Raw genomic sequence first — 13,916 nt, 5'->3', positions numbered from 1 at the left:
GAGGCTTGACTTTTGAAACTACCAAAAAAGGTCACAATCAAAGAGGTCGGACCTAGGGACGGGTTGCAAAATGAAAAACAACTTATCCTGACGGAAGACAAAGTCAATTGGATCAATTCACTCTCTGAGACAGGGCTTTCTTATATCGAAGTTAGCTCGTTTGTTCATCCAAAATGGATTCCACAGCTAGCAGATGCTGCGGATGTCTTGCGAAAAATTAAGAGAAACCAGGGCATCACTTATGCTGCCCTGGTTCCCAATATCAAGGGACTTGATCGTGCACTCGAAATGAATGCTGATGAAGTAAGTGTGTTTATGTCTGCAAGTGAGGGACATAATCTCAGCAATATCAATAAGACAATTGATGAAACATACCCTGTTCTTGCTGAGGTGGTGCGGGAAGCCAAAATGGCGGGGAAAACGGTTCGTGGCTATGTATCGACCGTGATTGCCTGCCCGTATGATGGTTTGGTGGAACCTCATCAAGTGAAAAAGGTAGCCGATCGCCTGTTTGCAATGGGGGTCGATGAGCTTTCGTTAGGAGAAACAATTGGGGTAGGCGTGCCTACTCAGGTTGAGCGGTTGCTCGAAGAACTGTTACGTGAGTTTCCTTCAAGTCAACTAGCTATGCATTTTCATGATACGAGAGGTACAGCGTTGGCGAATATTGTAAAGTCATTAGAAATGGGAATTACCACTTTTGACAGTGCACTAGGTGGATTAGGTGGTTGCCCTTATGCCAAAGGGGCTTCGGGAAATGTTGCAACAGAAGATCTTATCTATATGCTTCATGAAATGGGAATAGAAACGGGAATCGACCTCGATGCCGCATTAAAGTCTGCCCAGCTGATTGAACGGACCCTTGGAAAGGAACTAAAGAGTCGCCAGATGGAGATATTTCGTGCAGAGGGAAAGGAGCGTATTTCGTGAATGAGACAGTCGTCAAAACAGTGCTAGTGGAAAAGCGAAGTGATGGCATTGCTATCGTCACTTTAAATCGTCCTGAAGCCGCAAATGCACTGTCGAAACAAATGTTGCATGACTTTCGGGAAAGATTAGAGGATTTAAAAAATGATCTACAAGTTCGGGTTGTCCTCCTAACAGGTGCAGGCGAAAAAGCTTTTTGCGCTGGAGCTGATTTAAAGGAACGAAGAAACATGTCAGATGCGGAATCGAAACAAACCGTACGCCTGATTGGGGCAACAATTAACGAGGTGGAAGCCTTACCGCAGCCAGTCATTGCCGTGCTGAATGGCGTGGCCTTTGGTGGTGGACTTGAATTAGCACTGGCATGTGACCTTCGGGTTGGGGCACTTGAGGCAAAGGTTGGCTTAACGGAAACCTCACTTGCCATCATTCCTGGGGCTGGTGGGACTCAACGTCTCCCTCGGTTAATTGGTCCTGGAAAAGCAAAAGAGCTCATCTTCACTGCTCAGCGGTTAACGGCAGGAGAAGCAGCCGAAATTGGGATTTTAGAATACGCAGTTTCTCGTACAGAATTACTTGATAAGGCACTCGGACTCGCAAAGACCATGGCGAAAAACGGACCGATTGCTCTGGTGCAGGCCAAAAAGGCCGTCAATAAAGGCATCGAAGTAGACTTAGCCACCGGGCTAAAAATCGAAGAACTTGCCTATGATGCCTTAATTCCTACAGAAGATCGAATCGAAGGCTTAAAAGCCTTCGCCGAAAAACGCCCACCAGAATACAAAGGACGATAAAATGTTAATTTATGGATGGTGCCTGGCACCTTCCATTTATTTAGGAGGATTATGATGACGGAGACGCATACGAAATCAGATTATGAAAAGAAAAAAGATTCCATCCTGCAGGGGGGAAGCGAGAAATACCACCAAAAGAATCAGGAACAAGGGAAGATGTTTGTTCGAGATCGATTGAATTTATTGTTTGATGATGGCCTTCAAGCGGAAGATGGTATGTTTGCCAACATTCTAGCTGGTGATCTTCCGGCTGATGGAGTCGTGACTGGGATTGGGAAAATCCATGGCCGTACGGTTTGTGTAATGGCAAATGATTCTACGATTAAAGCAGGTTCTTGGGGCAAAAGAACGGTAGAGAAAATCATTCGAATTCAGGAGACAGCTGAAAAACTGCGTTGTCCAATGCTTTACCTAGTAGACTCGGCCGGGGCTCGTATTACTGACCAATTAGAAATGTTCCCAGGTCGAAGAGGGGCTGGACGAATCTTCTATAACCAGGTGAAGATGTCAGGTAAAGTACCGCAAATTTGTCTATTGTTTGGGCCTTCTGCTGCCGGTGGCGCTTATATTCCAGCATTCTGTGACATTGTCGTTATGGTCGAAGGAAATGCTTCCATGTACTTAGGTTCCCCGCGTATGGCAGAAATGGTCATCGGAGAAAAAGTTACCCTTGAACAAATGGGTGGTGCAAAGATGCATTGCTCGGTTTCCGGGTGTGGTGATGTCCTGGTAAAAACTGAGGAAGAAGCCATTGTTTATGCGCAAAAATACTTAACTTATTTTCCAAATAACTTCTCTGAAAAACCAGTGAAAACAGAAGCTAAGGCTCCTGCTGCATTTGAAAAAACCATCGAAGAATTGATTCCAAAAAACCAAAATGCTCCATTTGATATGTACCAGCTGATTGATCGCTTGGTCGATGAAGGCTCAGCGTGTGAAATTAAAAAATTGTTTGCTCCTGAACTTATCACTACGCTTGCACGAATAAATGGCCAACCGATTGGGATTATTGCCAATCAGCCGCGTGTTAAAGGAGGGGTCCTTTTCCACGACAGTGCCGACAAAGCAGCAAAGTTTATCAACCTCTGTGACGCTTACCATATTCCATTGTTATTCCTTGCGGATGTGCCAGGATTTATGATTGGAACAAATGTCGAAAAAGCGGGGATTATCCGTCACGGTGCGAAAATGATCTCGGCGATGAGCGAAGCAACAGTTCCCAAAATGACTGTTATTGTTCGCAAAGCGTATGGAGCTGGACTATATGCGATGGCGGGCCCAGCTTTCGAACCAGATTGTTGTATAGCTCTACCATCTGCAGCGATTGCAGTTATGGGTCCAGAAGCAGCAGTAAATGCTGTGTATGCGAATAAAATCGCCGCACTACCAGAGGAAGAGAGAGCAGCTTTTATTGCTGAGAAACGCGAAGAATACCGAGAGGATATTGATATTTACCGTTTAGCATCGGAGTTAATTATCGATGATGTCGTTGAGCCGAATCGTCTACGTGATGAGCTCGCGGCACGTCTAGAGGTCTATATGTCTAAATATCTAGTATTCTCTGAACGCAAGCATGGCGTGTATCCTGTGTAATGAAGGCTAGTAGGTATTCATATAGATAAGTAGACTTGTACATTGTTACGAAGGAGGTTGTACGGTGAAGAATGTTTATTCAGATTTTTCCGAGGCAGTCGAGGATATAAAGGACGGCATGACCTTGATGGTGGGCGGATTTGGCTTATGTGGAATCCCTGAGAACCTGATCAAGGCCTTGGCTGAAAAAGGGACTAAGGATTTAACAATTATCTCAAATAACTGCGGTGTCGATGATTTTGGTTTAGGACTACTCCTTAAAAACAAGCAGATAAAGAAAATCATCGCATCCTATGTGGGGGAGAATAAAGAATTTGAACGGCAGTTACTTGCAGGAGAGATTGAGGTAGAGTTAACGCCTCAGGGAACTCTAGCAGAAAAAATTCGTGCGGGTGGTGCGGGAATTCCAGCCTTTTTTACACCGGCAGGAGTTGGTACTCCCATTGCGGAAGGGAAAGAAGTACGGGTATATAATGGCAAGGAATACCTCCTTGAAGAGTCGTTGACCGCCGACTTTAGTCTTGTACGTGCTTTTCAAGCAGATAAAATGGGCAATCTTGTCTACCGGAAAACAGCACGAAATTTCAATTCGATGATGGCGGCAGCGGGCAAAGTGACTATTGCTGAAGTCGAGCAATTGGTGGAAATCGGTGACCTAGATCCTAATTTTATTCACTCACCGGGAATTTATGTTCAGTCCTTAATCAAGGGAGAGCAAGAAAAGCGTATTGAGCGGAGAACGATAAGGGCGTAAGGAGGGATTGCTATGAATACAAGGGAGAAAATTGCGAGGCGTGCAGAAAAAGAAATAGAAAATGGGAACTATGTGAATTTGGGAATTGGAATGCCGACAATGGTCGCCAATTTCATTAGTGACAATAAACAAGTCGTGCTTCAATCGGAAAACGGGCTCCTTGGAATCGGCCCATATCCTTCAGAGGAGGAGGTTGACGCGGACCTAATCAATGCCGGCAAGGAGACAGTAACGGTTATTCCAGGATCCGTCTACTTTGACAGCTCAGAGTCATTTGCAATGATTCGGGGAGGCCATGTGGATGTAGCCATTCTAGGTGGAATGGAAGTATCTGAAACAGGTGATCTAGCAAACTGGATGATTCCTGGGAAAATGGTAAAAGGAATGGGAGGGGCGATGGACTTGGTCCATGGTGCTCGTAAAACCATTGTTGTCATGGAGCATGTGAATAAACATGGGGAATCAAAAATCCTGAAGGAATGTACCCTCCCACTTACTGGGAAAGGTGTGGTTAATTGCATCATCACTGACCGCGCCGTAATGGAAGTCACTAATAACGGGTTGAAGCTAGTTGAGGTTGCAAAAGGGTTTACCGTTGAACAAATACAAGAATGTACAAAAGCGGAATTGATTGTAGCTGACGATGTAAGGCTAGAGGCGTTTTAAAAGCAGCAAGGAGAAATTGTTCTCCTTGCTTTTTTCTAGTTTTGGCTACGAAAGTATTCCCCCTCCTGCGGAAGGGGAGACTTCGGAGGTTTATCTTATGAAGATGGTATCAGTCTAGCTTCCTCTAAGAAAACATCTTCATCGGTCTTATGAAGATGGAAACAGTCAAATTTTCTTCAAGAAAACATCTTCATCGGTCTTATGAAGATGAAAACAGCCAAGTTTTCTCTAAGAAAACATCTTCATCGGTCTTATGAAGATGAAAACAGTCAAATTTTCTCTAAGAATACATCTTTATCGAGCACAAGAAGGATTCTCCGAAACGCCTTGTTTTCTGAGTGCCTGGAGTAAAAGTTACCATAGTATTTAACAGTACCAATAAATTGGTATATTGGCCGGGACTATTTATTAAAACAGATTCAGTGCTCCAACCCTCTTAACAGCCTCAGTCAGCCTATCTTCGTCCACCAATAATCCAACACGCACATACCCTTCGCCAAATTCACCAAAACCACTTCCCGCCGCCACTGCTACATCTGCTTTTTCTAATAAAAGATCAGCAAATTCCTCACTAGTATACTCTCTAGGAACAGGCAACCAAGCGAAGAATGACCCTGAAGGAGCTTCAACCTGCCATCCAATTTTATGACAAGCTTGAATAAGGGAATTTCGGCGTCCCTCATACCGTTGAACAAGTTCATCCACACAGCTTTGGTCATCAGTTAAAGCTACCGCTGCTGCTCTTTGTATTCCTGGAAAAAGGCTACAATATAAATGATCCTGTATCAGATTGAGCGCTTCAATAATGACTGGATTTCCGACCGCAAAGCCAACACGCCAGCCAGCCATATTATAAGTTTTCGAGAGGGTATACATTTCGACTCCAATATCTTTAGCGCCATCTACCTCTAGGAAACTAGTGGGCTTTTGACCATCGAACCCAATGGCTCCATAGGCGAAATCATGTAGTACCGTGATATTATGCTTTTTCGCAAATTCTACGGTTTCTTCAAAGAAAGCGTGGTTTGCTGTCGCACCAGTTGGGTTGTTTGGATAATTCAAGTACAGTAATTTTGCTGCTTCCTTTTGCTCTACTGAGATAGCCTCGTAATCTGGTAGAAATTTGTTCTCAGCCTTTAGTGGAAAAGTCCCGTACACAACGTTTGCTAACACTGCACCAGACAAATAATCTGGGTAACCAGGATCAGGTAAGAGCATTAAATCGCCTTCGTTTAACAAGCACATTGGAAGTTCGACAAGCCCAGTTTTTGTGCCAAATAGAATCGCGACTTCAGTCTTAGAATTCACGGTGACTCCATATTGCTTACGATAATACTCAGCTGCTGCTTCCTTTAGCTCGGATATTCCTCTGAATGGAGAGTATTTATGTGTCAGCGGGTCTTCAGCTGCAGCTTGTAAGGCTTTAACAATATGGTCAGGAGTAGGCTGATCAGGGTTTCCCTGCCCTAGATTTATGATATCACGGCCTTCATTCACGGCTTTATTCACTTTATTGACAAGGCTTGCAAAAAATTGAACAGGTAGTTTTTTTAATTTATCTGAGTAATCCATAGAATCCACCTTTTTAAAAAAATCATTGCGATAATATTTCAAATTTTATAACCTTTAAATATAATTGTCTAGAGGTGGGATTATATGAAGTTGGCAATCGTCCAAATGGACATTGGTTTTGGTGAGACTGAGAAAAACTATCAAGCCGTTGAAAACTATATAGAGCAAGCAGTAAAATCTGATGTGGATGTCATTGTTTTTCCAGAAATGTGGAATACTGGTTATGCTCTAAATAGGCTAAGTGAACTGGCAGATGATAACGGGTTTAAAACAAAAGAAATATTGTCGAGACTGGCAAAAAAACATAACGTAAATATTGTCGGTGGTTCAGTCGCGACTAAAAAAGAAGATCGTTTTTATAACACGATGTATGTTGCGAACCGAACCGGAAACATTATCGCAGAGTACGACAAAGCCCATTTATTTAAATTAATGGATGAGCATCTTTATATGGAACAAGGGAAAAGAGACAATGTTTTTGAATTGGATGGGACGACATGTGGCGGGGTAATCTGCTATGACTTGCGTTTTCCGGAATGGATTCGAGCCCATACATTAGCCGGTGCAAAAGTTATCTTTGTCCCTGCAGAATGGCCGAAGAAAAGGATTGATCATTGGCAACTTCTTTTACAAGCAAGAGCAATTGAAAATCAATGCTTTGTTGTCGCTGTAAATCGTGTTGGAGCCGACCCTAATAACGAATTTAATGGTCACTCCATGGTTGTTGCTCCATGGGGAGAAGTTTTAATTAATAATCAAACTGATGAAGGAATTTACTACCTTGAAGTTGATCTGCAAGAGGTAGAGCATGTACGAAAAAGGATTCCTGTCTATCAAGATCGGCGGACAGATTTATATAACTAAACAGTTTATGGTTAATAAACTAGCACTGGCACCGGAGGAATTCCGGTGTCTTTCTTTTTATTGATATCAAAGAATCCAGCCCAAAACTAAACAGAGTGTTTAGGTTTTATAACAATAGTAAGTAAAACACATCATTAATCTATAAAAACAAGAGAATTACCACCATTCTAATTGGCATGTTTATTGCATGATAGTTTTACAAGTATCATCTAAGGTTGTAAATATTTTTAGGGGGTGGATATTTTGCAAGACTGGACTGTGCATAATGCATTGACGGAAGCTGTTGTAAGGCATCCTAATAAGCGATTTTTAATCTGCAATGAACAAAGCATTTCTTTTAAGGAGCTCGACGAAATTTCCGATGTTTTGGCCTCTGCACTATTAGAAGAAGGATTTAAAAAAGGAGATCATCTCGCCGTGTTGGCATTAAATCAGTTTGAGTGGCTTTATACTTACTTTGCTGCGGCGAAAATAGGAGTTGCCGTAGTCGCTCTGAATGTCCGATATCGTGATTCAGAGTTGGTTTATATGTTAAATAATGCGAAAGTAAAGGGAATCGTCTCGATTTCGGAATTTCAAGGTTTTAATTATCCAAGTTTCTTTGATGGGATAAGAGATAGGATTCCAACTGTTGAAAAATTTATATATATTGAAACAGGAACGGTATGTAGTCCCAGCTTCAAGGAGTTAATCAGTCGTCCACTTGATAAACAAAGGTTAGAAGCAGCAAAACAAACCGTACAAGAAGATGACCCGGTGATTATTATCTATACATCTGGGACAACTGGCAAGCCTAAAGGGACTTTAATTACAAATCGAAGCATACTGGAATCAGCCAAAGCACAAGTGGACCATCTTTCCATTGGAGAAGAGGACCGCACAATTGGATGCCTTCCTCTAAATCATGTAGGTGGGATTACGTGTACGATCCACTGCTCTTTATTAAGCTTCGGAAGCGTTGTGTTAATTCCAGAGTTTATTCCAGAGACAATTTTAAAAGTGATTGATCAATGGAAACCTACAGTTTTTGGCGGTGTACCGACCATGTATATTATGCTTTTAAGTCATCCAGAGATTAAGAGTTTTGATTTAAGTTCGCTAAATATATGCATTATTGGTGGATCCAATGTTGACCCGGAATTATGCCGGGCAATTGAATTACAGCTGCCTGAGGCAAAGATTATTAATTTGTACGGATTAAGTGAATCGTCGGGTGCTTGTATTCTTTCGCGCTTAACAGATTCTATTGAAATGGTACAAGAAAGTATTGGGGTACCGATTGGGCAGTTTAAGGTGAAAATTGTGGATAACGAACGGAAAGCTCTTCCGACTGGCGAAGACGGGGAGTTAGCGATAAAAGGGAGATGTGTAGCTAAAGGCTATTTGGGGCTAGAGGAAGAGACCGAAAAAGTGTTTAGCGGTGATGGCTGGCTCTATACAGGGGATATTGCTTATCTAGATCATGAAGGATACGTTGTCTACAAAGGTAGGAAAAAAGAAATGTACATTCAAGGAGGATATAATGTATATCCAGTTGAGGTTGAAAACATTTTATTATCACATCCAAAGGTAGCATATGCAGCAGGTATTGGTGTTCCCGATGAATTTCTCGGTGAGGTCGGCCTTTTTTATATCGTGCCTAAACAAGGTCAAACTATTTCTAGTGATGAACTCATAGCTTACTGCAATCAGCATTTAGCTGATTATAAAGTTCCAAGACAGATAGTTTTTGTCAATCACCTTCCACAAACCCCTGCAGGGAAGATACAGAAAACAATTTTAAAACAACAATATTTAGCTCAATTACAATAGAACTTAATAAAAGAAGCAACCATTAGGATTGTATCTTTCCCGGTTGCTTCTTACAGATTAAGAGGAGGTAAACCTTAATTCCATCTCTTCTTTTATATGATACTTTTTCATTTTCTGATAAAGCGTCGTGCGGCTCACTCCTAATAGTTCGGCCGCTTTCGTGCGATTACCCTTGCTTTTCTTCAAGGCTTGAAGGATGACATCTTTTTCCGTTTGATTAATGGACTTCTTACGGTCTAGTTCTAGATTGGTTTCTGGTCTGGTCGAGAAATGGATTGGATTTTTAGTTTTAAGCAGATCTAATTCTTTTGGTAGATGTTCCAGCTCAATCCATTTTGAATGACTATAATGGAACGCCCTTTCTAATGCATTTTCTAATTGCCTAATATTCCCAGGCCAATGGTAGTGCTGAAAACTATTAATTACCTCTGGGGAGACCCCGACAATGTTTTTATTTGTTTTTTTATTAATTTTATTGATGAAGTGGTTACACAATAACGGAATATCATCTAGTCGTTCTCTTAACGGTGGAATATGAAGGTTAATCACATGGATTCGATAGTATAAATCTTCCCTGAATACTCCTTGCCTGACAAGTTCAGCTAAGTCTTTGTTCGTGGCGGAAATTATGCGAACATTGACCTTTGTGGTCTTTGTCGCACCAATTCTCTCAAACTCCTGTTCCTGAAGAACTCTTAATAATTTTACTTGTAAGGAAGGGGGCATATCGCCTATTTCATCGAGAAAAAGTGTACCATTGTCAGCTAACTCAAATTTACCAGGCTTCCCACCCTTTTTTGCTCCGGTAAAAGCACCATCAGCATACCCGAAAAATTCAGATTCCAATAATTCCTCAGGAATGGCTCCACAGTTTACTTTAATAAATGTTCCTTTTCGGTCGGATAGGTTATGAATGCCTTCTGCAAACAGCTCTTTCCCAGTGCCACTTTCACCTGTAATCAAAACATTTGACAATGACTTTGCAGCAATGGATGCTTCTTGTTTAAAAGTTTCCATTCCCGCGTTAATGGAGACGACAGTGGCAAAAGGATTTGTATCTTTAGAGATTCGGTATAATTCCCCGCGATAATAACTGATTTCACTTTCTAGCTTCTCCATATGTTGGAGGATATCTTTCCAGGCTTCTAACTGCTGAAAAATAATCTTAAAGATGGCACCGAATTTCTTTCCATCCTGATAAATTGGCATTTGGGCAACAATGCATTGATGATTATGAATAGGGATAAGTTCTCCTTCCATTTTTTCATTGTGTTTTAAGCTTTTCTCGGAAGGGATTTGGGGTGCGATTTTAGAGATGGGACGGCCGATTACTTCTATCTGTTCTTTTATTTGATAAAGCTCCATAAAACCTTTATTCACCATTGTTATTTGGCCATGATTATCTGTGATAGCAACCCCATCATAGGCAAGTTCGAGTGCACTATCTAATATCTTCTTTAGTCGTTTCGTTGTTTCAAGTTCATGGGCAATACTTTCATAGGATGTAACATCGCGGAGGACAACCATTGCCCCAGTGACTATGTTCATTTCTCTTATGGGGATAAACGATGCAATCACCGTGAGGTCTTGGAAGCTTATTCTTTTGGCATCTTGGATTTTACCTGTTTTCAAAGTTTCAATTAACCATCGTCTAAACGGGGGAAGGAACCGATCAATAGGTGCATCTAATAAATGTTTTCCATTTAGGTTTAGCAAATTAAGTGCTGTCTGATTAAAAGTTGTAATCCTTAAATTGGAGTTGACTGAAATGACCGCATCTTGAAGGTTTTCAATTAGCGATTTCATCCGCCCCATTGTATCTTGAAAGGCGGTCATATGAGAGTTTACTAAGTCTGACTTTGACATGATGCCATAAACCTCATCATTCTCATCGAGAACAACAGCCTGACTTACATTCCCCTTAATCATGATGTCTCTAGCATCGTATAGCGTTTGGTCTTTTTGAATAGTGATAACGCTCTCATTGATGAGAGGCTTAATAGGAGTATCTAATGAAGTATCATGAATTAAAGCTCGATAAATGGAGTTCTTATGTACAATCCCTATCAACTTATTATTCATTGTAATGCAGCCGATATCGACTCGATACCTAAGAAAGGCTGAGATTGCCTCCCGTATTGTTGCAGTAGGGGACAAGTTCACATAGTTTACAGTAGTAAAACTGTTAACCTTCAAATAGATTCACCTCAATTATTCAGAATATTAAAAATTATTCCTGTACCTTTGATTATAACGTTAGTTTTCCTTAATTACAATGAAATCTCTGTAAACTTTAGTGAACACCTGTTAAGTGATGTTCGCTTTCACGTACAGTATTTTTATCAGGAATTGTATTTTGTGTAGGAGCGTAAAGGAATTAAAAATAAAAATTAATACTACAAGCTTAGTTGTTACTCCTTTAATTGTTCGAAGGGATGTTAGTTGTATTTATAGGTGGCACGCATCTTGCATTAGAACTAAGTAAAGAAAACAGATTCATAAGGAATGAGGTTGAAAGATGGGCTATGAAACAATTACCTATGAGGTTGTCGAAAACATAGCAAAGGTCACTTTGAATCTACCCGAGATGAGAAATCCATTGACGGAAGCATCCACTACAGAACTTATTTCTGCCATCAGGACAGCGGATGCTGATTCTAATATCAGAGCGATAATTTTGACAGGTGCTGGTAAGGCATTTTCAGCTGGCGGAAATTTAAATGAGTTTAAAAAAAATTTAGAAAAAACAGCTCCAGAACTATATTTTGAGGGAAAGGCGAGTACTGAACTATTCAAATTAGGAGCTGAAGTCACTACACCACTGATCGCAAGTGTAAATGGACCAGCTCTAGGGGGAGGGACTGGTTTAGTGGCGATGTGTCACTTGGCTGTTGCTTCAACCGAGGCAAAATTAGGATTGACCGAATTGAGGTTAGGGCTTGTACCATTCGTAATTATGCCTTGGGTACGCCGAGCCGTAGGCGACCGGATAATGATGGAAATGATGCTGACAGCTGAAATCATGTCAGCAGATAAGGCAAAAGATTTAAATTTAGTCCATCGGGTCGTTGCTCCGAATGAATTGGAAGATGAAACGATGAAGTTGGCTAAGCAAGTCGCTAGCTTTAGCCCCTTAGCGGTTAAGTTGAGTTTAGAGTCCTATTTTAATACAGAACAAATGGATCTAATGAAGTCATTCGATTATTTAACAAATTTAAGACTGGTGTCGTTTATGAGTGAGGATTTAAAAGAAGGGGCATCTGCCTTTCTTGAAAAGCGGCCGCCGAATTGGCTTGGAAAATAATTTAAACGTAAATAGGAGTGGTGGAATGGAGAATGTATTAGCGTCCATGTCAGGGAATGTTTGGAAAATTGAAGTGAAAGAAAACGATGTTGTAAAAGAAGGGGATGTCCTAATCATCTTGGAATCAATGAAAATGGAAATTCCCATTGAAGCGACTCATGCTGGGGTGGTTATGGCCATTGAAACCGCTGAGGGAGAGTTTGTTCAAGAAGGCGATATCCTTGTGAAAGTGAACAACGATTAGAAACGGGGGACTTTACGTATGAAAACCGTCAGGATAGGTGCTGCCCAAGGTTTTTATGGAGACACAATCGAGCCAGCGGTCGCAACTGCAGAAAAAGGGAATGTCCAATATATTTGTTTTGATGCTTTAGCGGAACTTACGATGGCGATTTTGGTTAAGGATAAGCGGAAAAATGAGAATGCAGGCTTTACGAAGGACATCTCAGTTCAAATGAAAGCACTGCTTCCATATGTAAAAGATAAAGGAATCAAGCTTTTAACAAATGGTGGCGGAATCAACCCCATTGGGGCTCAGCAGGAAATCCTTCGAGTGGCAAGGGAAATGGGAATTAAAGATTTAAAAGTGGCAGTCGTAACAGGTGACAATGTATTAGATAGAATTCCAGAGTTTGAGGAGAAAGGCTATTCTCTTAATCATTTAGATACTGACGAGTCGATTGATCACATTAAAGAAAAATTAGAATTTGCAAACGCATACATTGGCGCACAACCGATTGTTCGAGCTTTGGAGGCAGGTGCTGACATTGTTGTGACAGGAAGAACAACGGATACAGCCCAGTTTTTAGCCCCATTAATCTATGAATTTGATTGGGGTCAAGAGGAGTGGGATAAATTAGCGAGTGGTGTGTTTATGGGACATTTACTTGAATGTTCGGCCCAGTCAACAGGGGGGAATTTTAGCGGAAACTGGCAGGATATTGAGGGCTTTGACCAGATTGGCTATCCGATTGCCGAGGTTTCTCGGAACGGGGAATTTATCGTTAGTAAAGTTGAGGAGCGGGGAGGATTAGTTACGGTCGATACAGTGAAAGAACAGATGCTGTATGAAATCCACGACCCATCAGCGTATCTTACACCGGATGTCATCGTTGACCTGACAAATGTGAGGTTGGAAAATGTCGGACCTAATCAAGTGAAAGTGACTGGGACGAGAGGAAAACCCAGACCAGATACATTAAAAGTGGTGATGGGCTATGAGAACGGTTATGCCGGCCAAGTTATTGTCGGGTTCTCTTGGCCAGATGCGATGCTGAAGGCCAAAAAGGTTGATGAAATTATCCGGATTCAATTGGAGCGGAAGGGCTTAAATTATGAAGAGATTAGGACTGATTTTATGGGATATAACTCATTAAGTGGTCCACTCGCTCATGAAAATGAAAGTGAATTAAACGAAGTGTATTTGCGAATGGCTGTCAAAGCAAAAACAAAGCAAGAAGCAGGTTTGTTTAGTCGACTCTTTCCACCCCTAGCACTAAATGGACCACCATCGATGAGTGGATTTTCCGGGAACACGGCTCCAAGAGCGTTATTAGGGATGTGGGCAACACTGCTTCCACGCGAAGAAGTCGAAAAGCAAATTAAAGTCGAAATCGCGGAGGTGTAGAGA

General features: G+C 41.5%; 12 protein-coding genes. 10 read left to right on the top strand and 2 right to left on the bottom strand.

The window, feature by feature from the left end:
- Positions 1 to 12 precede the first annotated feature (12 nt).
- The 5 genes from BMX30_RS14450 (at position 13) to BMX30_RS14430 (ending at position 4,734) form a co-directional block, all read left to right on the top strand.
- Positions 13 to 930, top strand: coding sequence for a hydroxymethylglutaryl-CoA lyase (locus tag BMX30_RS14450; RefSeq protein ID WP_090747041.1), 918 nt, complete (start codon positions 13 to 15; stop codon positions 928 to 930).
- Positions 927 to 1,721, top strand: a complete 795-nt coding sequence (locus BMX30_RS14445) for an enoyl-CoA hydratase (protein WP_090747038.1) — start codon at positions 927 to 929, stop codon at positions 1,719 to 1,721. The genes BMX30_RS14450 and BMX30_RS14445 overlap by 4 nt, the downstream gene beginning before the upstream one ends.
- A gap of 54 nt (positions 1,722 to 1,775) precedes the next feature.
- Positions 1,776 to 3,314, top strand: coding sequence for an acyl-CoA carboxylase subunit beta (locus BMX30_RS14440; RefSeq protein ID WP_090747035.1), 1,539 nt, complete (start codon positions 1,776 to 1,778; stop codon positions 3,312 to 3,314).
- A gap of 64 nt (positions 3,315 to 3,378) precedes the next feature.
- Entirely contained in the window at positions 3,379 to 4,068 is a 690-nt protein-coding gene (locus tag BMX30_RS14435) for a CoA transferase subunit A (protein ID WP_090747033.1), read from the top strand.
- A 12-nt stretch (positions 4,069 to 4,080) separates the two neighbouring features.
- Entirely contained in the window at positions 4,081 to 4,734 is a 654-nt protein-coding gene (locus BMX30_RS14430) for a CoA transferase subunit B (protein ID WP_090747030.1), read from the top strand.
- 408 nt (positions 4,735 to 5,142) lie between these two features.
- On the opposite strand, the gene BMX30_RS14425 is transcribed toward BMX30_RS14430, so the two are convergent.
- Positions 5,143 to 6,306 carry a pyridoxal phosphate-dependent aminotransferase gene (locus tag BMX30_RS14425; protein WP_090747027.1) on the bottom strand — a complete coding sequence of 388 codons (1,164 nt, stop codon included), beginning with the start codon at positions 6,304 to 6,306 and terminating at the stop codon, positions 5,143 to 5,145.
- Between the two features lie 84 nt (positions 6,307 to 6,390).
- Here BMX30_RS14425 and BMX30_RS14420 point away from each other — a divergent pair, with 84 nt between their 5' ends.
- Both BMX30_RS14420 and BMX30_RS14415 read left to right on the top strand, forming a co-directional pair.
- Positions 6,391 to 7,170, top strand: a complete 780-nt coding sequence (locus BMX30_RS14420) for a carbon-nitrogen family hydrolase (protein ID WP_090747024.1) — start codon at positions 6,391 to 6,393, stop codon at positions 7,168 to 7,170.
- 243 nt (positions 7,171 to 7,413) lie between these two features.
- Positions 7,414 to 8,982 carry an AMP-binding protein gene (locus BMX30_RS14415; protein WP_170843897.1) on the top strand — a complete coding sequence of 523 codons (1,569 nt, stop codon included), beginning with the start codon at positions 7,414 to 7,416 and terminating at the stop codon, positions 8,980 to 8,982.
- A 57-nt stretch (positions 8,983 to 9,039) separates the two neighbouring features.
- Here the strand turns inward: BMX30_RS14415 and BMX30_RS14410 are convergent, their stop codons facing one another.
- Positions 9,040 to 11,178, bottom strand: coding sequence for a sigma-54-dependent Fis family transcriptional regulator (locus tag BMX30_RS14410; RefSeq protein ID WP_090747018.1), 2,139 nt, complete (start codon positions 11,176 to 11,178; stop codon positions 9,040 to 9,042).
- A 322-nt stretch (positions 11,179 to 11,500) separates the two neighbouring features.
- Between BMX30_RS14410 and BMX30_RS14405 the strand changes: the two genes are divergently transcribed.
- From BMX30_RS14405 to BMX30_RS14395, 3 genes are read left to right on the top strand one after another with little or no spacing between them, the layout of a single operon-like run.
- A complete protein-coding gene (locus BMX30_RS14405; protein WP_090747015.1) occupies positions 11,501 to 12,286 on the top strand; it encodes an enoyl-CoA hydratase/isomerase family protein in 786 nt (261 codons plus the stop codon).
- Positions 12,287 to 12,311: 25 nt separating this feature from the next.
- The gene (locus tag BMX30_RS14400; RefSeq protein WP_090747012.1) at positions 12,312 to 12,530 is read left to right on the top strand and encodes an acetyl-CoA carboxylase biotin carboxyl carrier protein subunit; all 219 of its coding nucleotides are present in this window, start codon (positions 12,312 to 12,314) and stop codon (positions 12,528 to 12,530) included.
- A gap of 18 nt (positions 12,531 to 12,548) precedes the next feature.
- Entirely contained in the window at positions 12,549 to 13,913 is a 1,365-nt protein-coding gene (locus BMX30_RS14395; RefSeq protein WP_090747010.1) for an acyclic terpene utilization AtuA family protein, read from the top strand.
- Positions 13,914 to 13,916: the final 3 nt, after the last annotated feature.

This window comes from Mesobacillus persicus, assembly GCF_900109925.1.
Lineage (GTDB): Bacteria > Bacillota > Bacilli > Bacillales > Cytobacillaceae > Mesobacillus_B > Mesobacillus_B persicus.
Note: the sequence above shows the minus strand (reverse complement) of the source record. Positions and strands in the feature narration are given on the sequence as shown.

Excerpts from the sequence above, each read along its gene's own strand:
- BMX30_RS14440 (WP_090747035.1), top strand. The coding sequence starts at position 1,776 with ATGACGGAGACGCATACGAAATCAGATTATGAAAAGAAAAAAGATTCC.
- BMX30_RS14430 (WP_090747030.1), top strand. The coding sequence starts at position 4,081 with ATGAATACAAGGGAGAAAATTGCGAGGCGTGCAGAAAAAGAAATAGAA.
- BMX30_RS14425 (WP_090747027.1), bottom strand. The coding sequence starts at position 6,306 with ATGGATTACTCAGATAAATTAAAAAAACTACCTGTTCAATTTTTTGCA.
- BMX30_RS14420 (WP_090747024.1), top strand. The coding sequence starts at position 6,391 with ATGAAGTTGGCAATCGTCCAAATGGACATTGGTTTTGGTGAGACTGAG.
- BMX30_RS14405 (WP_090747015.1), top strand. The coding sequence starts at position 11,501 with ATGGGCTATGAAACAATTACCTATGAGGTTGTCGAAAACATAGCAAAG.
- BMX30_RS14400 (WP_090747012.1), top strand. The coding sequence starts at position 12,312 with ATGGAGAATGTATTAGCGTCCATGTCAGGGAATGTTTGGAAAATTGAA.
- BMX30_RS14395 (WP_090747010.1), top strand. The coding sequence starts at position 12,549 with ATGAAAACCGTCAGGATAGGTGCTGCCCAAGGTTTTTATGGAGACACA.